Below are 19,405 nucleotides of genomic sequence, written 5' to 3' on the forward strand. Positions count from 1 at the left end.
AGGGGTGCGTCTCGCGTGCGGTTCGAGGCGCCCCGAGTTCGTGAACGCGTGCACGCGTCCACATCACCCCTCGCACCTCCCTCCGACGTGTGAACGCGGTCCTCTATCAGGACGGTCCGTCCATCGCGAATTTGCATGCAGAGGAACCCTCTTGATATGGAGACGCCCGCCCTGGACCCCCTCCGGCCTGCGCCGACGGTCGAAAATGTCACCTCTGGTGATCAGGTGAACGCTTCGAGTATGAAGATCACCACTCATCCGACTTCATGATCGATCGTCAGGTGGTGGAGATCACAAAGCTTGTGTAATACCCCGTGTCGCAGATCACAGAGCGACGGGCATAAGATGCGAGGCAGCTGGGCTTGTGACCTGCTTCACATGTTCGCGATCTTCGCCCGGGACGTGCGGGGTTCGTGTGACGGATGAGGCGAGTGAGCCTGGTCGAACCGCCACCAGTCAGTGCCGACTGAGAGGAGCGAGGAGCGGTGAACGCGTATGCGCCCATCCTCGTACTGGGAGCCCTCGGGGCAGGCTTTGCGATCTTCTCCGTGGTCATGGCCACGCTGATCGGTCCGAAGCGGTACAACCGCGCCAAGCTCGAAGCCTACGAGTGCGGCATCGAGCCGACCCCCACGCCGGCCGGCGGCGGGCGTTTCCCGATCAAGTACTACCTGACGGCGATGCTCTTCATCGTCTTCGACATCGAGATCGTCTTCCTCTACCCCTGGGCCGTCACCTTCGACGCCCTGGGTGTTTTCGGGCTCGTGGAGATGCTGCTCTTCGTGCTCACCGTCTTCGTCGCATACGCGTACGTGTGGCGGCGCGGCGGCCTGGAATGGGACTGAGGGGCTTTTAAGTCATGGGACTCGAAGAAAAGCTGCCGAGCGGATTCCTGCTGACCACCGTCGAGCAGGCCGCGGGCTGGGTGCGCAAGGCGTCCGTCTTCCCCGCCACCTTCGGCCTCGCCTGCTGCGCCTTCGAAATGATGACGGCGGGAGCGGGCCGGTACGACCTGGCGCGGTTCGGCATGGAGGTCTTCCGCGGCTCACCGCGCCAGGCCGACCTGATGATCGTCGCCGGCCGGGTCAGCCAGAAGATGGCGCCCGTCCTGCGGCAGGTCTACGACCAGATGCCCAACCCCAAGTGGGTGATCTCCATGGGCGTCTGCGCCTCCTCGGGCGGCATGTTCAACAACTACGCCATCGTCCAGGGCGTCGACCACATCGTCCCGGTCGACATCTACCTGCCCGGCTGCCCGCCCCGCCCCGAGATGCTGCTGGACGCGATCCTCAAGCTCCACCAGAAGATCCAGAACGGCAAGCTCGGCGTGAACGCGAAGGAAGCGGCCCGCGAGGCGGAGGAGGCGGCGCTCAAGGCGCTGCCCACGATCGAGATGAAGGGGCTGCTGCGGTGAGTGACGCGAACGGTCACGACGGGGCCAACCCCGAGAAGGACCTCGCCGCCGACAACCTTCCCGGCCAGCGCGGCCAGCGCGGCCAGGGCGGCGAGGAGATCCGCGTCCAGCGCGGCATGTTCGGCGCCAACAACGGCGGCGACACCTCCGGCTACGGAGGCCTGGTCCGCTCGGTCCGCCTCCCCGGACCGGCGGCGCGCCCCTACGGCGGCTGGTTCGACGAGGTCGCCGACGAACTGGAGGGCGCCCTGGAGGAACAGGGACTGCTGCCCGCCAACGCCATCGAGAAGACGGTCGTGGACCGCGGCGAGGTCACCTTCCACATCGAGCGCGAGCACCTGCTGCGCGTCGCCCGCACCCTGCGCGACGACCCCGCCCTCCGGTTCGAACTGTGCACCGGCGTCAGCGGCGTGCACTACCTCCACGACAAGGGCCGCGAGCTGCACGCCGTCTACCACCTGCGCTCGATCACCCACAACCGGGTGATCCGCCTGGAGGTCAGCGCCCCCGACGCCGACCCGCACATCCCGTCCCTGGTCTCCGTCTATCCGACCAACGACTGGCACGAGCGGGAGACCTACGACTTCTTCGGGATCGTCTTCGACGGTCACCCGGCCCTGACCCGGATCCTCATGCCCGACGACTGGCAGGGCCATCCGCAGCGCAAGGACTACCCCCTCGGCGGCATCCCCGTCGAGTACAAGGGCGCCCAGATCCCGGCTCCGGACCAGCGGAGGTCGTACTCGTGAGCACACAGTCAGCATCCGCCGCGGCCGCCGCCGCGGCACGCGAGACCACCGAGGGCACCGTCTACACGGTCACCGGTGGCGACTGGGACGAGATCGTCCAGTCCGCGGCCCGCGCCGACGACGAACGCATCGTCGTCAACATGGGTCCCCAGCACCCCTCCACCCATGGAGTGCTCCGGCTGATCCTGGAGATCGACGGCGAGACCGTCACCGAGACCCGCTGCGGCGTCGGCTACCTGCACACCGGCATCGAGAAGAACCTCGAGTACCGCACGTGGACCCAGGGCTCCGCCTTCGTCACGCGCATGGACTACCTGACGTCCTTCTTCAACGAGACCGCCTACTGTCTCGCCGTCGAGAAGCTCCTCGGCATCGAGGACCAGGTACCCGACCGCGCCACGATCATCCGGGTGCTCCTGATGGAGCTGAACCGGATGTCCTCGCACCTGGTGGCCATCGCCACCGGCGGCATGGAACTGGGCGCCACCACGGTCATGATCTACGGATTCCGTGATCGTGAAATGATTCTCGACCTCTTCGAACTGATCACCGGCCTGCGGATGAACCACGCGTTCATCCGGCCCGGCGGACTCGCCCAGGACCTGCCGCCGGGCGCGGTCGACCAGATCCGCGAGTTCGTCAAGAAGATGCGGAAGAACCTCCCCGAGTACGACAAGCTCGCCACCGGGAACCCCGTCTTCAAGGGCCGCATGCAGAACATCGGCTATCTCGACCTCGCCGGCTGCATGGCCCTCGGCGCCACCGGCCCGATCCTGCGGGCCACCGGCCTGCCGCACGACCTGCGCAAGTCCCAGCCGTACTGCGGCTACGAGACCTACGACTTCGACGTCGCCGTCGCCGACACCTCGGACGCCTACGGCCGTTTCCTGATCCGCCTGGAGGAGATGCGCCAGTCGCTCAGGATCGTCGAACAGTGCCTGGACCGGCTCCAGCCCGGACCGGTCATGGTCGCCGACAAGAAGATCGCCTGGCCCGCGCAGCTGGCCCTGGGACCCGACGGACTCGGCAACTCCCTCGACCACATCAAGAAGATCATGGGCACCTCCATGGAGGCCCTGATCCACCACTTCAAGCTGGTCACCGAGGGCTTCCGGGTCCCGCCCGGACAGGTCTACACGGCCATCGAGTCACCCAAGGGCGAACTCGGGGCGCACGTCGTCTCCGACGGCGGCACCCGCCCCTACCGGGTCCACTTCCGCGACCCGTCCTTCGCCAACCTGCAGGCCATCGCGGCGATGTGTGAGGGCGGCCAGGTAGCCGACGTCATCGTCGTCATCGCGTCCATCGACCCGGTACTGGGAGGCGTCGACCGGTGAACACCTCTTCCTCGGAGCGGGGCGTCAGCCTGGGCATGCCCGAGCTGCCCGCGCCCGCGTTTCCGGACGACGTCCGGGCCCGGCTGGAGACGGACGCGCGCGAGATCATTGCGCGCTACCCCGACTCCCGGTCCGCCCTGCTGCCGCTGCTGCACCTCGTGCAGTCGGAGGAAGGGCACGTCACGCGCACCGGGATGCGGTTCTGCGCCGACGTGCTGAAGCTGACCACGGCGGAGGTCACCGCGGTCGCCACCTTCTACACGATGTACCGGCGCAAGCCCTCCGGCGACTACCAGGTCGGTGTCTGCACCAACACCCTGTGCGCGGTGATGGGCGGCGACGCCATCTTCGAGTCCCTCCAGGAACACCTGGGTGTCGGCAATGGCGAGACCACCGACGACGGCAGCGTCACCCTGGAGCACATCGAGTGCAACGCGGCCTGCGATTTCGCACCGGTCGTGATGGTCAACTGGGAGTTCTTCGACAACCAGACCCCCGCGAGCGCCCGGCGCCTGGTCGACGACCTGCGCGCGGGCCGGGACGTCGAGCCCACCCGCGGGGCCACGCTGTGCACCTTCAAGGAGACCGCGCGGATCCTGGCCGGCTTCCCCGACGAGCGGCCCGGTGCCGTGGCCGAGAGCGGCAGCGCCGGACCCGCCTCACTGGTGGGACTCCACCTGTCCAGGGGAGAGGCCGCACCCGCGCGCGTGGTCCATCCGCGGCCGGGCCCGCAGGACCGCACGCAGCCCACTCCGCACGAGCCGTCACCGGCCGAGCACCTCAGTTCCCACGACGCACCGCAGGAGACCTCGGCCTCCGACCCGTCGCACCCGGCAGGACCCGTCGCCGAGGAGGGGGAGTGATGACGGTGGTACCCGATCTCAAGGACACCAGCCCCGAGAAGCTGCTCGCACCCGTGCTGTCGGCCTTCTGGGACGAGGACGAGTCCTGGACGCTGGACGTCTACCGGCGCCACGACGGATACGAGGGGCTGCGCAAGGCCCTTGCCATGTCCCCGGACGACCTGATCGCCTACGTCAAGGAGTCCGGACTCCGCGGCCGCGGCGGCGCGGGATTCCCCACCGGGATGAAGTGGCAGTTCATCCCGCAGGGAGACGGCAAGCCGCACTACCTGGTGGTCAACGCCGACGAGTCGGAGCCCGGGACCTGCAAGGACATCCCGCTCCTGTTCGCGAACCCGCACAGCCTCATCGAGGGCATCGTCATCGCCTGCTACGCCATCCGGTCGTCGCACGCCTTCATCTACCTGCGCGGTGAGGTCGTCCCCGTCCTGCGGCGGCTGCACGAGGCCGTGCGCGAGGCCTACGAGGCCGGCTTCCTCGGCGAGAACATCCTCGGCAGCGGGCTCGACCTGACCCTCACCGTGCACGCCGGCGCCGGCGCCTACATCTGCGGTGAGGAGACGGCGCTGCTCGACTCGCTCGAAGGCCGCCGCGGCCAGCCGCGACTGCGTCCTCCCTTCCCGGCCGTCGAAGGTCTCTACGCCTGCCCCACCGTGGTGAACAACGTCGAGTCCATCGCCTCGGTTCCCGCGATCCTGCACCGGGGCAAGGACTGGTTCAGGTCGATGGGCAGCGAGAAGTCGCCCGGCTTCACGCTCTATTCGCTCAGCGGCCACGTCACCAGCCCCGGCCAGTACGAGGCGCCGCTCGGCATCACCCTGCGCCAGCTCCTCGACATGAGCGGCGGGATGCGCGCCGGCCACCGGCTGAAGTTCTGGACGCCGGGCGGCTCCTCGACGCCCATGTTCACCGACGAACACCTCGACGTCCCCCTGGACTACGAGGGAGTGGGCGCCGCCGGTTCCATGCTCGGCACCAAGGCCCTCCAGTGCTTCGACGAGACCACCTGCGTGGTGCGCGCCGTCACCCGCTGGACCGAGTTCTACGCCCACGAGTCCTGCGGCAAATGCACTCCCTGCCGCGAGGGCACCTACTGGCTCGTGCAGCTGCTGCGCGACATCGAGGCCGGCAAGGGCGTGATGTCCGACCTCGACAAGCTGAACGACATCGCCGACAACATCAACGGCAAGTCGTTCTGCGCCCTCGGCGACGGCGCCGCGTCCCCGATCTTCTCCTCACTGAAGTACTTCCGCGAGGAGTACGAACAGCACATCACGGGCCGGGGCTGCCCCTTCGACCCGGCCAAGTCGACGGCCTGGGCGGACCGCCCGGAGGTGAACGCATGACCGTGACCACGAGTTCCCCCTCCTCGGGGGGAACGGCGGCGGTCCCGCCGCAGGACCTCGTCACGCTGACGATCGACGGCGCGGAGATCAGCGTGCCCAAGGGCACCCTGGTCATCCGGGCCGCCGAGCAGCTCGGCATCGAGATCCCGCGCTTCTGCGACCACCCCCTGCTCGACCCGGCCGGCGCCTGCCGCCAGTGCATCGTCGAGGTCGAGGGCCAGCGCAAGCCCATGGCGTCCTGCACGATCACCTGCACCGACGGCATGGTGGTGAAGACCCATCTCACCTCCCCGGTCGCCGAGAAGGCCCAGCACGGCGTGATGGAGCTGCTGCTCATCAACCACCCGCTGGACTGCCCGGTCTGCGACAAGGGCGGCGAGTGCCCGCTGCAGAACCAGGCGATGTCGCACGGCAACGCCGAGTCCCGCTTCGAGGGCAAGAAGCGCACCTACGAGAAGCCCGTCCCGATCTCCACCCAGGTGCTCCTCGACCGCGAGCGGTGCGTGCTGTGCGCCCGCTGCACCCGGTTCTCCAACCAGGTCGCCGGCGACCCGATGATCGAACTCGTGGAGCGCGGCGCGCTCCAGCAGGTCGGCACCGGCGAGGGCGACCCGTTCGAGTCGTACTTCTCCGGGAACACCATCCAGATCTGCCCGGTGGGCGCGCTGACCTCGGCGGCCTACCGCTTCCGCTCCCGGCCCTTCGACCTGATCTCCTCGCCGTCCGTGTGCGAGCACTGCTCCGGCGGCTGCGCCACCCGCACCGACCACCGGCGCGGCAAGGTCATGCGGCGGCTCGCCGCCAACGACCCCGAGGTCAACGAGGAGTGGATCTGCGACAAGGGACGCTTCGCGTTCCGGTACGCGCAGCAGAAGGACCGCCTGGAGACCCCGCTGGTCCGCAACGCCCAGGGCGTGCTCGAACCGGCCTCCTGGCCGGAGGCGCTCGACGCGGCCGCCCGCGGACTGGCCGCGGCCCGCTCCCGGGCCGGCGTCCTGACCGGCGGCCGGCTCACCGTCGAGGACGCCTACGCCTACAGCAAGTTCGCGCGCGTGGCGCTCGACACCAACGACATCGACTTCCGCGCGCGCGTGCACAGCAGCGAGGAGGCCGACTTCCTGGCCGCCCGGGTCGCGGGCCGTGGCCGCGACCTCGACGGCAAGGGCGTCACCTACACCTCGCTGGAACAGGCGCCCGCCGTCCTGCTGGTCGGGTTCGAGTCGGAGGAGGAGGCGCCCGGCGTCTTCCTGCGGCTGCGCAAGGCCTCGCGCAAGCGCGGGCAGAGGGTGTTCTCGCTCGCCACGCACGCCACCCGCGGCCTGGAGAAGGCCGGCGGCACGCTGCTGCCGGCCGCGCCGGGAACCGAGACCGAATGGCTCGACGCGCTCGCCGGCGGCGTCGGCCTGGAGGAGCCCGGCACGCAGGCCGCTCAGGCGCTGCGCGCCGAGGGCGCGGTCATCGTCGTGGGCGAGCGGCTGGCGTCGGTCGTCGGCGGCCTGACCGCCGCCGTACGGGCCGCCACCGCCACCGGCGCCCAGCTGGTGTGGATCCCGCGCCGGTCCGGTGAGCGCGGCGCGATCGAGGCGGGCGCCCTGCCGTCGCTGCTGCCCGGCGGCCGTCCGGCCACCGACCCGCGCGCGCGTGACGAGGTCGCCGCCGTCTGGGGCGTGGCCGAACTGCCGCTCCGCTACGGCCGCGACACCGGCCAGATCGTCGAGGCGGCAGCACGAGGCGAAATCTCCGCGCTGGTGGTCGCCGGCGTCGAGGTCACCGACCTGCCCGACCCCACGCGCGCGCGTGCGGCGCTCGAAGCCGTCGGCTTCCTGGTCTCGCTGGAGCTGCGGCCCAGCGAGGTCACCGAGCGCGCCGACGTCGTCCTGCCGGTCGCCGCCGTCGCCGAGAAGGCCGGCACCTTCCTCAACTGGGAAGGCAGGGTGCGGCTCTTCGAGGCCGCGCTCAAGCCCGAGCAGATGACCCGGCGGCTGGCGCCCACCGACGCGCGCGTGCTGCAGATGCTCGCCGACGCCATGGACGTCCACCTCGGCCTGCCCGACCTGCGCACCACGCGCGCGGAACTGGACCGGCTCGGCGGCTGGGACGGCCCAAAGGCCTCCGAACCGCGGGAGACGGCCGCACCGCTGCCGCGCCCGGCGGCCGGAGAGGCCGTGCTCGCCGGACACCGGCTCCTGCTGGACCAGGGCGTCCTCCAGGAGGGCGACGAGGCGCTCGCCGGCACCCGGCACGCCGCCCACGCCCGGCTGTCCGCCGCGACCGCAGCCGAGGCCGGCCTCGCCGACGGCGATCCGGTCGCCGTCAGCACGGGGGCCGGCACCGTCGAACTCCCGCTCAGGATCACCGAGATGCCCGACCGCGTGGTCTGGCTGCCGCTGAACTCCGTGGGCGGCGGTGTCGCTTCCGACACCGGGGCGCTGCCCGGCTCCCTCGTCCGCATCGGCCCGGCGGCCACCGCCGGTGAGGCCCCCAAGGAGGTGGAGGCATGACCCCGTACCTCGCTGCTGAAGACCTCTCCATGTTCGGCCGCGACCCCTGGTGGCTGGTCGTCGTCAAGGCGGTCTTCTGCTTCGCCTTCCTGATGGTGACCGTGCTGGTCTCCATCGTCATGGAGCGCAAGGTCATCGCCTGGATGCAGCTGCGCATCGGCCCCAACCGGCACGGTCCCTGGGGCATGCTCCAGTCGCTGGCCGACGGCGTGAAGCTGATGCTCAAGGAAGACCTCATCGTCAAGCGGGCCGACAAGGTCGTCTACATCCTCGCGCCGATCGTCGCGGCCGTCCCGGCGTTCATGGCCATCGCGGTGATCCCCTTCGGTCCGGCGGGCAACGAGATCTCGATCTTCGGCCACCGCACCACGATGCAGCTCACCGACCTGCCGATCGCGATGCTCTACATCCTCGCGGTCGCCTCCATCGGCATCTACGGCATCGTGCTGGCCGGCTGGAGCTCCGGATCCACCTATCCGCTCCTCGGCGGCCTGCGCTCCTGCGCGCAGATGATCTCCTACGAGATCGCCATGGGTGCCTCGTTCGCCTCGGTGTTCCTGTACTCGGGCTCCATGTCGACGTCCACGATCGTCGCCCAGCAGCACGACCGCTGGTACATCGTGCTGCTGCCGGTCTCGTTCATCCTCTACGTCGTCACCATGGTCGGCGAGACCAACCGCGCCCCCTTCGACATGCCGGAGTCCGAGGGCGACCTGGTCGGCGGCTTCAACACCGAGTACTCGTCGATCAAGTTCGCGATGTTCATGCTCGCCGAGTACGTCAACATGGTGACGGTCGCCGCCGTGTCGACCACGCTGTTCCTCGGCGGCTGGCGGGCCCCCTGGCCGATCAGCACCGTCTGGGCGGGGGCCAACCACGGCTGGTGGCCCATGCTCTGGTTCGTCGCCAAGGTCGTGGTGCTGCTCTTCGTCTTCGTCTGGCTGCGCGCCAGCCTCCCGCGCGTGCGCTACGACCAGCTGATGAAGCTCGGCTGGAAGGTCCTCATCCCGGTCTCGGTCGTCTGGCTGATGCTCGTCGCCACCGTGCGGGCCCTGCGCAACGAGAACTACGACTTCGCCGACATCGCCCTCTACGTCGGCGGCGGGGTGCTCGCCCTGCTCCTGCTGTCCTTCATCGCCGACATGTTCCGCGACAAGGGCGGCAAGGAGGCCGCGGCGGGACCTGCCGACGAGCCGGTCGCGTTCGACCCGATGGCAGGCGGATATCCCGTGCCGCCGCTGCCCGGACAGGAGTTGCCGCCGGTGCCCCGGCGCAGCCCGCGCCGGGAGCGGGAGCTGATTGTCAGTGGTGGGCCGGACACTGTCAGTGACGGATCTACGGATGGAAAGGAGGCGTCCGATGGCTGAGGAGCCCAAGGAGACCGAGCCCGGTTTCCTGAACCCCGTGGCCGGCTTCGGCGTGACCTTCAAGGCCATGTTCAAGAAGCGGCTGACCGAGCAGTACCCGGAGCAGAAGAAGACCACGGCTCCGCGGTTCCACGGACGGCACCAGCTCAACCGCCATCCGGACGGCCTGGAGAAGTGCGTCGGGTGCGAACTGTGCGCCTGGGCCTGCCCCGCCGACGCCATCTACGTCGAGGGCGCCGACAACACCGACGAGGAGCGCTACTCGCCGGGCGAGCGCTACGGCCGCGTCTACCAGATCAACTACGCCCGCTGCATCCTGTGCGGCCTGTGCATCGAGGCGTGCCCCACGCGCGCGCTGACGATGACCAACGAGTTCGAGCTCGCCGACACCAGCCGCGCCAACCTCATCTACACCAAGGAGCAGCTGCTCGCCGGTCTCGAAGAGGGCATGGTCGACTCGCCGCACGCGATCTTCCCTGGCACCGACGAACAGGACTACTACCGGGGCCTGGTCACCGAGGCCGCGCCCGGGACCGTGCAGCAGGTGGCCGTCTCCAAGGGCGAGAAGCCGGAGGAAGAGGGGGTGGAGGCGTGATGGGTCCGCAGCTCGCCGCCTACGCCACCTCCACCGGCGAGGCCTTCCAGTTCTGGGTCCTCGGCACCGTCGCGGTGCTCGGCGCCCTGGGCACCATCCTCATGCGGCGGGCCGTGCACAGCGCGCTCTGCCTCGCCGGCACCATGATCATCCTGGCGGTCTTCTACCTCGCCAACGGCGCCTACTTCCTCGGCATCGTGCAGATCGTCGTCTACACCGGCGCGATCATGATGCTGTTCCTCTTCGTGGTGATGCTGGTCGGCGTGACCGCCGCCGACTCCCTCACGGAGACCATCAAGGGCCAGCGCTGGCTGGCTCTCCTGTGCGGTGTCGGCTTCGGCGTCCTGCTCCTCGCGGGCATCGCCAACGCCTCCCTCAAGAACTTCGCGGGCACCGGCCAGGCCAACGCCAACGGCAACGTGGAGGGCCTCGCCGCCCTCATCTTCACCAAGTACGTCTTCGCCTTCGAAATCACCGGCGCCCTGCTCATCACGGCGGCCGTCGGCGCCATGGTGCTCACCCACCGCGAGCGCACCGAGCGCGCGAAGACCCAGCGCGAGCAGTCCGAGCAGCGCGTCCGCGACGGCAAGCACCTGCCGCCGCTGCCCGCCCCCGGCGTCTACGCCCGGCACAACGCCGTCGACATCGCCGGTCTGCTGCCCGACGGCACGCCGTCCGAACTCACGGTCAACAAGACGCTGCGCGACCGCGGCCAGATCCGTGACGTCTCCGCGGAGGCCCTGAACGACCTGCGGGCCCTGGAACAGCGCGCCGAGGAACGGCTGGAGCGGACCCCGATCGAGCCGGAGAACCTCAAGCGGCCCGAGGAGGCGTCGAAGTGAACCCGGTCTACTACCTCTATCTCGCCGCCCTGCTTTTCACGATCGGCGCCACCGGTGTGCTGATCAGACGGAACGCGATCGTCGTCTTCATGTGCGTCGAGCTGATGCTCAACGCCTGCAACCTCGCGTTCGTCGTCTTCTCCCGCATGCACGGCAATCTCGACGGCCAGATCATCGCCTTCTTCACGATGGTCGTCGCCGCCGCGGAGGTCGTGGTCGGGCTCGCGATCATCGTGTCGCTGTTCCGTACCCGCCACTCGGCCTCGGTCGACGACGCCAGCCTGATGAAGCTGTAAGGGGTCGCTGAATCGTGGAGAACCTGATTGCGCTGCTGATCGCGGCGCCCCTGCTCGGAGCGGCCGTCCTCCTGGTCGGCGGCCGCCGCCTGGACGGCGTGGGCCACTGGATCGGCACGCTCCTGTCGACGACCTCCTTCGTGCTTGGCGTGATCCTCTTCGCCGGCCTGCTGGGCAAGGACGCCGAACACCGCACCCTGATGCAGCACCTGTTCACCTGGGTGCCGGTGGAGGGCTTCCAGGCGGACGTCGCCTTCCGCCTCGACCAGCTGTCGATGACGTTCGTCCTGCTGATCACCGGTGTCGGCTCGCTCATCCACCTGTACTCGATCGGGTACATGGAGCACGACGAGCGCCGCCGCCGCTTCTTCGGCTACCTGAACCTGTTCCTCGCGGCGATGCTGCTGCTCGTCCTCGCCGACAACTACCTGCTGCTGTACGTCGGCTGGGAGGGCGTCGGTCTCGCCTCCTACCTGTTGATCGGCTTCTGGCAGCACAAGCCCAGCGCGGCGACGGCGGCCAAGAAGGCCTTCCTGGTCAACCGGGTCGGCGACATGGGCCTGTCGATCGCGATCATGCTGATGTTCACCACGTTCGGCACGTTCGCCTTCGGCCCGGTCCTCACCCACGCCACCGACGCCTCCGAGGGCAAGCTCACCGCGATCGGCCTGATGCTGCTGCTCGCCGCCTGCGGCAAGTCCGCCCAGGTGCCGCTGCAGTCCTGGCTCGGGGACGCCATGGAGGGCCCGACCCCGGTCTCCGCCCTCATCCACGCGGCGACCATGGTCACCGCCGGCGTCTATCTCATCGTCCGCTCCGGAGCGATCTTCAACGCGGCCCCGGACGCCCAGCTCGTCGTCACCGTCGTGGGCGCCGTCACGCTCCTGTTCGGTGCGATCGTCGGTTGCGCGAAGGACGACATCAAGAAGGCGCTGGCCGGTTCGACCATGTCGCAGATCGGCTACATGGTGCTGGCCGCCGGCCTCGGCCCGATCGGCTATGTCTTCGCGATCATGCACCTGGTGACGCACGGCTTCTTCAAGGCCGGACTGTTCCTCGGCGCCGGCTCCGTCATGCACGGCATGAACGACGAGGTCGACATGCGCAAGTTCGGCGGCCTGCGCACGTACATGCCGGTCACCTTCATCACCTTCGGCCTCGGCTACCTCGCGATCATCGGCTTCCCGGGCCTGTCCGGCTTCTTCTCCAAGGACAAGATCATCGAGGCGGCGTTCGCCAAGGGCGGCACCGAGGGCTGGATCCTCGGCGCCTGCGCCCTGCTCGGCGCGGCCATCACCGCGTTCTACATGACCCGCGTGATGCTGATGACGTTCTTCGGCGAGAAGCGCTGGCAGCCGGACGAGCACGGCCACGAGCCGCACCCGCACGAGTCCCCGAAGTCCATGACGATCCCGATGATCGTGCTGGCGATCGGCTCGGTCTTCGGCGGCGCGTTCTTCAGCATCGGCGACCGCTTCCTGCACTGGCTGGAGCCGGTCACCGGCCACAGCGAGGGCGACTCCCCGCTGAGCGCGGCCACCGTCACCGGCGCCACCATGGTGTGCCTGGTCATCGGCGTCGGCATCGCCTGGCTCCAGTACGGCCGCCGGGCCGTCCCGGCCGTCGCCCCGCGCGGTTCGCTGCTCACCCGCGCGGCCCGCCGCGACCTCCTCCAGGACGACTTCAACCACGTCGTGCTGGTCCGCGGCGGCGAACACCTCACCCGCTCCCTGGTCTACGTCGACCACACCCTGGTCGACGGGGTCGTCAACGGCACGGCGGCGGGCTTCGGCGGACTGTCCGGCCGGCTGCGCAAGCTCCAGAACGGCTACGCGCGCTCGTACGCGGTCTCGATGTTCGGCGGCGCCGCCCTCCTGGTCGCCGCGACCCTGCTGATGAGGGCGGTCTGATACCGATGTCCTTTCCTCTGCTGACAGCGACGGCGGTGCTCCCCGCCGTCGGGGCGGTCGCCACGGCCGCCGTACCGGCCGCCCGGCGCACCGCCGCCAAATGGCTCACGCTGCTGGTCTCGCTCGCCACCCTGGCCCTCGCGGTCGTCGTCCTGGTCCGCTTCGACCCGGACGGCGCCCGCTACCAGCTCACCGAGTCCCACGCCTGGATCTCGGACTTCGGCGTCCGCTACGAACTGGGCGTCGACGGCATCGCGGTCGCCCTGATCGCGCTGACCGCCCTGCTGATCCCGTTCATCGTCCTCGCGGGCTGGCACGACGCCGACCCGCTGGAGACCGGCAGCAAGCGGTGGCGGCCGACACAGGGCTTCTTCGCCCTGATCCTGGCCGTCGAGGCGATGGTGATCATCTCCTTCGAGGCCACCGACGTCTTCCTCTTCTACATCTTCTTCGAAGCCATGCTGATCCCGATGTACTTCCTCATCGGCGGCTTCGGGGACCGGGCCCACTCCGGCTCCGACGAGAACGCGGCGGCCCAGCGGTCCTACGCCGCCGTGAAGTTCCTGCTCTACAACCTGGTCGGCGGCCTGATCATGCTGGCCGCGGTGATCGGCCTCTACGTGGTCGCCGGGAACTTCTCCCTCGCGGAGATCGCGCAGGCCCGCGCGAACGGCTCGCTGCACATGGCGACCAGCACCGAACGCTGGCTGTTCCTCGGCTTCTTCTTCGCCTTCGCGGTGAAGGCTCCGCTGTGGCCGCTGCACACCTGGCTGCCCAACGCCATGCAGGAGTCCACCACCCCGGTCGCCGTGCTCATCACGGCGGTCGTCGACAAGGTGGGCACGTTCGCGATGCTCCGCTTCTGCCTCCAGCTCTTCCCCGAGGCCTCGAAGTGGGCGACCCCCGTCATCCTCGTCCTCGCCGTGATCAGCATCATCTACGGCGCGCTGCTCGCCGTCGGCCAGCGGGACATCAAGCGGCTGGTCGCCTACGCGTCCATCTCGCACTTCGGCTTCATCATCCTGGGCATCTTCGCGATGACCAGCCAGGGCCAGTCCGGCGCCACGCTGTACATGGTCAACCACGGCATCTCCACCGCCGCGCTGATGCTGGTCGCCGGCTTCCTGATCTCGCGGCGCGGCTCGCGCCTCATCGCCGACTACGGCGGGGTGCAGAAGGTCGCCCCGGTGCTCGCCGGCACCTTCCTGATCGGCGGCCTCGCCACCCTGTCGCTGCCGGGGCTCGCCCCCTTCGTGAGCGAGTTCCTGGTCCTGGTCGGCACGTTCACGCGCTACCCGGCCCTCGGCATCGTCGCCACCCTCGGCATCGTCCTCGCCGCGCTCTACACCCTCGTCCTGTACCAGCGGACGATGACGGGCCCGGTGAAACCGGAGGTCTCGGCGATGCCCGACCTACGCGCGCGTGAGCTGCTGGTCGTCACGCCGCTGATCGTCCTGCTGATCTTCCTGGGCGTCTATCCGAAGCCCGTCACGGACATCGTCAACCCGGCGGTCAAGCAGACCATGTCGGACGTACACAAGACCGACCCGAAGCCCGCAGTGGAGGCGGCCAAGTGAGCGCAGCAGCCGTCCACAGCCTGTGGACAACCGCGGCGGAGCCGATCGCGAAGATCGACGCGCCGAAGATCGAATACGGACAATTGTCCCCCACCCTGATCGTGCTCGGCGCGGCGATCGTCGGGGTGCTCGTCGAGGCGTTCGTGCCGCGCAAGTCCCGCTACTACGCGCAGGTCTTCGTCTCCGCGGTGGCGCTGTGCGCCGCCTTCGCGGCGGTCGTCGCCCTGGCCGCGGACGGTTTCGGCACCACCAAGGCGCACATCGCCGCGATGGGCGCGATCGCCGTCGACGGACCGTCCCTGTTCCTCCAGGGCACGATCCTGCTGGCCGGCCTGCTCGCCCTGTTCACCTTCGCGGAGCGGCGCCTCGACCCGGCCGCGCACGGCAACCGCGTCGACTCCTTCGCCGCACAGGCCGCCTCGGTGCCCGGCAGCGACAGCGAGCAGGCCGCGGTGAAGGCGGGCTTCACCACCACCGAGGTCTTCCCGCTGCTCCTCTTCGCGATCGCCGGCATGCTGGTGTTCCCCTCGGCCAACGACCTGCTGACGCTCTTCGTGGCCCTGGAGGTCTTCTCCCTCCCGCTCTACCTGATGTGCGCTCTGGCCCGCCGCAAGCGCCTGATGTCCCAGGAAGCCGCGGTCAAGTACTTCCTGCTGGGTGCCTTCGCCTCCGCGTTCACCCTGTTCGGCATCGCCCTGCTGTACGGCTACGCCGGCTCGGTCTCCTACGGGACGATCTCCCGGGTCGTCGACGGCACCGTCGGCAGCGTCGACCCGGCCCTCGCCGACACCATGGGCAACGACGCCCTGCTCCTGATCGGCACCGCCATGGTCGTCATGGGCCTGCTCTTCAAGGTCGGCGCGGTGCCCTTCCACATGTGGACGCCCGACGTCTACCAGGGCGCGCCCACCCCGGTGACCGGCTTCATGGCCGCGGCGACCAAGGTGGCCGCGTTCGGCGCGCTGCTGCGGCTGCTGTACGTCGTCCTGCCCGGTCTGCGCTGGGACTGGCGACCGGTCATGTGGGCCGTCGCGATCATCACCATGCTGGGCGGCGCGATCGTCGCGATCACCCAGACCGACATCAAGCGGCTGCTCGCCTACTCGTCGATCGCGCACGCCGGATTCATCCTGGCCGGTGTCATCGCGACCTCGAAGGACGGCGTCTCGTCCGTGCTGTTCTACCTGGCCGGCTACTCCTTCGTGACCATCGGCGCCTTCGCCGTGGTGACCCTGGTGCGCGACGCCGGCGGCGAGGCCACCCACCTGTCCAAGTGGGCCGGTCTCGGCCGCCGCTCACCGCTGGTCGCGGCCGTCTTCGCGGTGTTCCTGCTGGCCTTCGCGGGCATCCCGCTGACCTCGGGCTTCGCCGGGAAGTTCGCCGTGTTCAAGGCGGCGGCGGAGGGCGGGGCGGCCCCGCTGGTCGTCGTCGGTGTGATCTCGTCGGCGATCGCCGCGTTCTTCTACATCCGCGTGATCGTGCTGATGTTCTTCAGCGAGCCCAGGCCCGACGGGCCCACCGTCGCCGTCCCGTCACCGCTGACCATGGCGGCGATCGGCATCGGCGTCGCGGTCACGCTGGTGCTCGGCGTGGCCCCGCAGTACTTCCTTGACCTGGCGAGCCAGGCGGGAGTCTTCGTGCGCTGACCGCCCCGGTGCGGCCGTGGGCCCCGGTTCCTTCCGAGGAACCGGGGCCCACGCGCGTGCGGACGGCCCCGGGGCCGGGCGGCCGCGCGCCACAGGCCCGCCGGCACCGGCTACGAGCACGTCACCGTCGGGTTCCACGGCGCGAACAGGCCGCTCGGGTTGTCCTTCCAGATCCAGGCGTGCAGCGTGTACACCGATCCCACGCCCTCCAGGTTCGCCGGACCCTGGAACGTCTGCCCGAACAGCGTCGGCGCGCCGGTGCCCGCGTCGGCGCGCACGATCCACTCCACCCCGACCAGGGCCCGGGCGCCGTCGCCGTCGCTCTCGTAGAGCAGGCCCGCGGGCGCGGCCGGGTCGAGGCTGCCGATGTTCGCGGGGTTCACGTAGTGCAGGCCCGCGCCTCCCTCGCCCGTCACGGTGTCCCGCGCGCACGCGCCGAGGGGCGCGTACCCGTCCGTGACCGCGAACGGTTCGTACTGGTAGTCCGTGGTCGCCGTGTACGTCGGGGTCAGATCCGTCCACACGAACGGGTCGGCCTCGGGGACGGGAGCCGCGTCGGCGGGAACCGCGGCCAGAGCGAACGGCACACCCAGCGCCAGGACGGCGCCGACGGTGCGGGACCTGAGAGACATCGTGCTGCTCCTAGGGGGCGGAGGAGACACGCTGGTGCGGTGCCTCCGTACAGCGCGGGCCTGCCCGGTCCCGCCCGTGCAGCATGGCCCGCGCCGCTTCGGGGCCGCCACGCGAGGACGGCCAAAGGGCTGAGGGCTCCACCGGCCCGAGGCGGCGGGCGGCCCTGTGGACAACTCCGGCGCTGTCGGTCCGAGCCCCTATCGTGGAGGCAGTGGTCGAGGGACGACGTACGGGGGACACGACGATGGGCGCGACGGGCGGAACCGACGAGATGCCAGGGACGACCGAGCCGCCGGAAGCGCGGCAGACGCCCGGACCGACGGACAGCGAGGCACTGGCCACGCTCCACAAGGTCTTCGGGTACGACGCCTTCCGGGGCGAGCAGCAAGCGATCATCGAGCATGTGGTGGCCGGCGGGGACGCCGTGGTCCTCATGCCCACCGGCGGCGGAAAGTCGCTGTGCTACCAGATCCCGGCCCTGGTCAGACCTGGTACGGGCATCGTGGTCTCGCCACTCATCGCGCTCATGCAGGACCAGGTGGACGCCCTGCGCGCCCTCGGCGTGAACGCGGGCTTCGTGAACTCCACCCAGGACTTCGACGAGCGGCGCGTGGTCGAGGCCCAGTTCCTGGCCGGTGAGCTCGACCTGCTCTACCTGGCGCCGGAGCGGCTGCGCCTGGACTCCACGCTGGACCTGCTGGCCCGCGGCAAGGTCTCCCTCTTCGCGATCGACGAGGCGCACTGCGTCTCCCAGTGGGGCCACGACTTCCGCCCGGACTACCTCGCCCTCTCCCTCCTCGGCGAACGCTGGCCGGACGTCCCGCGCATCGCGCTGACGGCGACCGCCACCCGCGCGACCCACCAGGAGATCACCCAGCGCCTGCACATGCCGGCCGCCCGGCACTTCGAGGCCAGCTTCGACCGGCCCAACATCCAGTACCGGATCGTCCCCAAGGCCGACCCCAAGAAGCAGCTGCTCACCTACCTCCGCCAGGAACACGAGGGCGACGCGGGCATCGTCTACTGCCTGTCCCGGAAGTCGGTCGAGTCCACGGCCGAATTCCTCTCCCGCAACGGCGTCGACGCCGTCCCCTACCACGCCGGCCTGGACGCGGCCACCCGCGCGGCCCACCAGTCCCGCTTCCTGCGCGAGGACGGCCTGGTCGTGGTCGCCACCATCGCCTTCGGCATGGGCATCGACAAACCCGACGTCCGGTTCGTCGCCCACCTCGACCTGCCCAAGTCCGTCGAGGGCTACTACCAGGAGACCGGCCGCGCCGGCCGTGACGGCCTGCCCTCCACCGCGTGGATGGCCTACGGCCTCAACGACGTCGTGCAGCAGCGCAAACTGATCCAGTCCGGCGAGGGCGACGAGGCGTTCCGGCGGCGCGCCCAGTCCCACCTGGACTCGATGCTCGCCCTGTGCGAGACCGCCCAGTGCCGCCGCGGGCAGCTGCTCAAGTACTTCGGTCAGGAGCCCACCGCGGAGGGCTGCGGCAACTGCGACACCTGCCTTGCTCCGCCGGAGACCTGGGACGGCACCGTGGCCGCCCAGAAGGTCCTGTCCACGGTGGTACGGCTGCAGCGCGAACGCGGGCAGAAGTTCGGCGCCCTCCAGATCGTCGACATCCTGCTCGGCAAGCGCACCGCCAAGGTCATCCAGTTCGACCACGACCAGCTGTCCGTCTTCGGTATCGGCACCGACCTCGACGAGGGCGAATGGCGTGGCGTCGTACGGCAGCTGCTCGCCCAGGGGCTGCTGGCCGTCGAGGGCGAGTACGGCACGCTGGTGCTCACCGAGGCCAGCGGGACGGTGCTGCGGCGCGAGCGGGAGGTTCCGCTCCGCAAGGAGCCGAAGAAGCCGGTGGTCTCCCGGTCCTCCGGATCGTCCGGGTCCGGAGGCAAGGGCAAGGCGAAGGCGGCGGTGGCGGAGCTGCCCGACGACCTGCTCCCCGCCTTCGAGGCGCTGCGCGCCTGGCGCGCCGAACAGGCCCGCGAACAGGGCGTCCCGGCGTACGTGATCTTCCACGACGCGACCCTGAGGGAGATCGTCGGCCGCTGGCCCGAGTCGGTCGCCGAACTGGGCACCGTCGGCGGCGTCGGTGAGAAGAAGCTCCTGACCTACGGGGAAGGCGTGCTCGGCGTGCTGGCCTCGCTGAGGACACCCGCGGCCTCGGCCGCCGAGACCCCCGCGGCCGCCGCCACCGAGCACGAGGACCACTGGCCCGAGCTGGACGCCGAGCCGGAACCGGAGGACTGGGAGTAGGCCGGTCCGGCCGCCCGGTGGGCCGGCGCCCGTCCCGAGTTCCCCGCGGAGAAGGCGGTCCGG

16 protein-coding genes are annotated in these 19,405 nt (G+C 69.8%); 15 read left to right on the plus strand and 1 reads right to left on the minus strand.

Annotated elements, in window-relative coordinates:
• The first annotated feature begins 485 nt into the window (after window positions 1-485).
• The 14 genes from ACIRQ9_RS03610 to nuoN are packed head-to-tail and all read left to right on the plus strand — an operon-like array spanning window position 486 to window position 16,443.
• Window positions 486-845, plus strand: a complete 360-nt coding sequence (locus ACIRQ9_RS03610) for an NADH-quinone oxidoreductase subunit A (protein WP_007383963.1) — start codon at window positions 486-488, stop codon at window positions 843-845.
• Between the two features lie 14 nt (window positions 846-859).
• On the plus strand, window positions 860-1,414 hold the full coding sequence (locus ACIRQ9_RS03615; protein ID WP_351318004.1) for an NADH-quinone oxidoreductase subunit B family protein: 555 nt from the start codon (window positions 860-862) through the stop codon (window positions 1,412-1,414).
• Window positions 1,411-2,163 carry an NADH-quinone oxidoreductase subunit C gene (locus tag ACIRQ9_RS03620; RefSeq protein ID WP_404166775.1) on the plus strand — a complete coding sequence of 251 codons (753 nt, stop codon included), beginning with the start codon at window positions 1,411-1,413 and terminating at the stop codon, window positions 2,161-2,163. The genes ACIRQ9_RS03615 and ACIRQ9_RS03620 overlap by 4 nt, the downstream gene beginning before the upstream one ends.
• The gene (locus ACIRQ9_RS03625; protein ID WP_404166777.1) at window positions 2,160-3,500 is read left to right on the plus strand and encodes an NADH-quinone oxidoreductase subunit D; all 1,341 of its coding nucleotides are present in this window, start codon (window positions 2,160-2,162) and stop codon (window positions 3,498-3,500) included. Before ACIRQ9_RS03620 ends, ACIRQ9_RS03625 begins: the two co-directional genes overlap by 4 nt.
• Window positions 3,497-4,363 carry an NADH-quinone oxidoreductase subunit NuoE gene (gene nuoE / locus ACIRQ9_RS03630; protein WP_404166779.1) on the plus strand — a complete coding sequence of 289 codons (867 nt, stop codon included), beginning with the start codon at window positions 3,497-3,499 and terminating at the stop codon, window positions 4,361-4,363. Before ACIRQ9_RS03625 ends, nuoE begins: the two co-directional genes overlap by 4 nt.
• Window positions 4,363-5,709 (plus strand): NADH-quinone oxidoreductase subunit NuoF, encoded by a 1,347-nt coding sequence (nuoF, locus tag ACIRQ9_RS03635; RefSeq protein WP_390633106.1) that lies wholly within the window; start codon window positions 4,363-4,365, stop codon window positions 5,707-5,709. Before nuoE ends, nuoF begins: the two co-directional genes overlap by 1 nt.
• Window positions 5,706-8,210: an NADH-quinone oxidoreductase subunit G gene (locus tag ACIRQ9_RS03640; protein WP_404166781.1), complete on the plus strand. Its 2,505-nt coding sequence runs from the start codon at window positions 5,706-5,708 to the stop codon at window positions 8,208-8,210. Before nuoF ends, ACIRQ9_RS03640 begins: the two co-directional genes overlap by 4 nt.
• Window positions 8,207-9,577 (plus strand): NADH-quinone oxidoreductase subunit NuoH, encoded by a 1,371-nt coding sequence (gene nuoH / locus ACIRQ9_RS03645; protein WP_404166783.1) that lies wholly within the window; start codon window positions 8,207-8,209, stop codon window positions 9,575-9,577. Before ACIRQ9_RS03640 ends, nuoH begins: the two co-directional genes overlap by 4 nt.
• A complete protein-coding gene (gene nuoI / locus ACIRQ9_RS03650; protein ID WP_404166785.1) occupies window positions 9,570-10,172 on the plus strand; it encodes an NADH-quinone oxidoreductase subunit NuoI in 603 nt (200 codons plus the stop codon). Before nuoH ends, nuoI begins: the two co-directional genes overlap by 8 nt.
• Window positions 10,172-11,014: an NADH-quinone oxidoreductase subunit J gene (locus ACIRQ9_RS03655; protein ID WP_404166787.1), complete on the plus strand. Its 843-nt coding sequence runs from the start codon at window positions 10,172-10,174 to the stop codon at window positions 11,012-11,014. The genes nuoI and ACIRQ9_RS03655 overlap by 1 nt, the downstream gene beginning before the upstream one ends.
• Complete coding sequence (nuoK, locus tag ACIRQ9_RS03660) at window positions 11,011-11,310, plus strand: NADH-quinone oxidoreductase subunit NuoK (protein ID WP_351318021.1); 300 nt, start codon at window positions 11,011-11,013, stop codon at window positions 11,308-11,310. The genes ACIRQ9_RS03655 and nuoK overlap by 4 nt, the downstream gene beginning before the upstream one ends.
• Before the next feature lie 14 nt (window positions 11,311-11,324).
• Window positions 11,325-13,220, plus strand: a complete 1,896-nt coding sequence (nuoL, locus tag ACIRQ9_RS03665; protein WP_404166789.1) for an NADH-quinone oxidoreductase subunit L — start codon at window positions 11,325-11,327, stop codon at window positions 13,218-13,220.
• Between the two features lie 5 nt (window positions 13,221-13,225).
• Window positions 13,226-14,797 carry an NADH-quinone oxidoreductase subunit M gene (locus ACIRQ9_RS03670; protein WP_404166791.1) on the plus strand — a complete coding sequence of 524 codons (1,572 nt, stop codon included), beginning with the start codon at window positions 13,226-13,228 and terminating at the stop codon, window positions 14,795-14,797.
• On the plus strand, window positions 14,794-16,443 hold the full coding sequence (nuoN, locus tag ACIRQ9_RS03675; RefSeq protein ID WP_404166793.1) for an NADH-quinone oxidoreductase subunit NuoN: 1,650 nt from the start codon (window positions 14,794-14,796) through the stop codon (window positions 16,441-16,443). Before ACIRQ9_RS03670 ends, nuoN begins: the two co-directional genes overlap by 4 nt.
• 110 nt (window positions 16,444-16,553) lie before the next feature.
• Here nuoN and ACIRQ9_RS03680 read toward each other — a convergent pair whose 3' ends face one another.
• On the minus strand, window positions 16,554-17,075 hold the full coding sequence (locus tag ACIRQ9_RS03680; protein ID WP_404166795.1) for a hypothetical protein: 522 nt from the start codon (window positions 17,073-17,075) through the stop codon (window positions 16,554-16,556).
• Window positions 17,076-17,320: 245 nt separating this feature from the next.
• On the opposite strand from ACIRQ9_RS03680, the gene recQ reads away from it, so the two are divergent.
• Window positions 17,321-19,342 carry a DNA helicase RecQ gene (gene recQ / locus ACIRQ9_RS03685; RefSeq protein WP_404167510.1) on the plus strand — a complete coding sequence of 674 codons (2,022 nt, stop codon included), beginning with the start codon at window positions 17,321-17,323 and terminating at the stop codon, window positions 19,340-19,342.
• Window positions 19,343-19,405 lie beyond the last annotated feature (63 nt).

The organism is Streptomyces sp. NPDC101237 (assembly GCF_044767465.1).
Taxonomy (GTDB): domain Bacteria; phylum Actinomycetota; class Actinomycetes; order Streptomycetales; family Streptomycetaceae; genus Streptomyces; species Streptomyces gramineus.

Bases quoted from the DNA above. Each gene is read 5' to 3' on its own strand.
- ACIRQ9_RS03615 (WP_351318004.1), top strand. From the start codon at position 860: ATGGGACTCGAAGAAAAGCTGCCGAGCGGATTCCTGCTGACCACCGTC.
- nuoF (WP_390633106.1), top strand. From the start codon at position 4,363: ATGACGGTGGTACCCGATCTCAAGGACACCAGCCCCGAGAAGCTGCTC.
- ACIRQ9_RS03640 (WP_404166781.1), top strand. From the start codon at position 5,706: ATGACCGTGACCACGAGTTCCCCCTCCTCGGGGGGAACGGCGGCGGTC.
- nuoH (WP_404166783.1), top strand. From the start codon at position 8,207: ATGACCCCGTACCTCGCTGCTGAAGACCTCTCCATGTTCGGCCGCGAC.
- nuoI (WP_404166785.1), top strand. From the start codon at position 9,570: ATGGCTGAGGAGCCCAAGGAGACCGAGCCCGGTTTCCTGAACCCCGTG.
- ACIRQ9_RS03655 (WP_404166787.1), top strand. From the start codon at position 10,172: ATGGGTCCGCAGCTCGCCGCCTACGCCACCTCCACCGGCGAGGCCTTC.
- ACIRQ9_RS03670 (WP_404166791.1), top strand. From the start codon at position 13,226: ATGTCCTTTCCTCTGCTGACAGCGACGGCGGTGCTCCCCGCCGTCGGG.
- ACIRQ9_RS03680 (WP_404166795.1), bottom strand. From the start codon at position 17,075: ATGTCTCTCAGGTCCCGCACCGTCGGCGCCGTCCTGGCGCTGGGTGTG.
- recQ (WP_404167510.1), top strand. From the start codon at position 17,321: ATGGGCGCGACGGGCGGAACCGACGAGATGCCAGGGACGACCGAGCCG.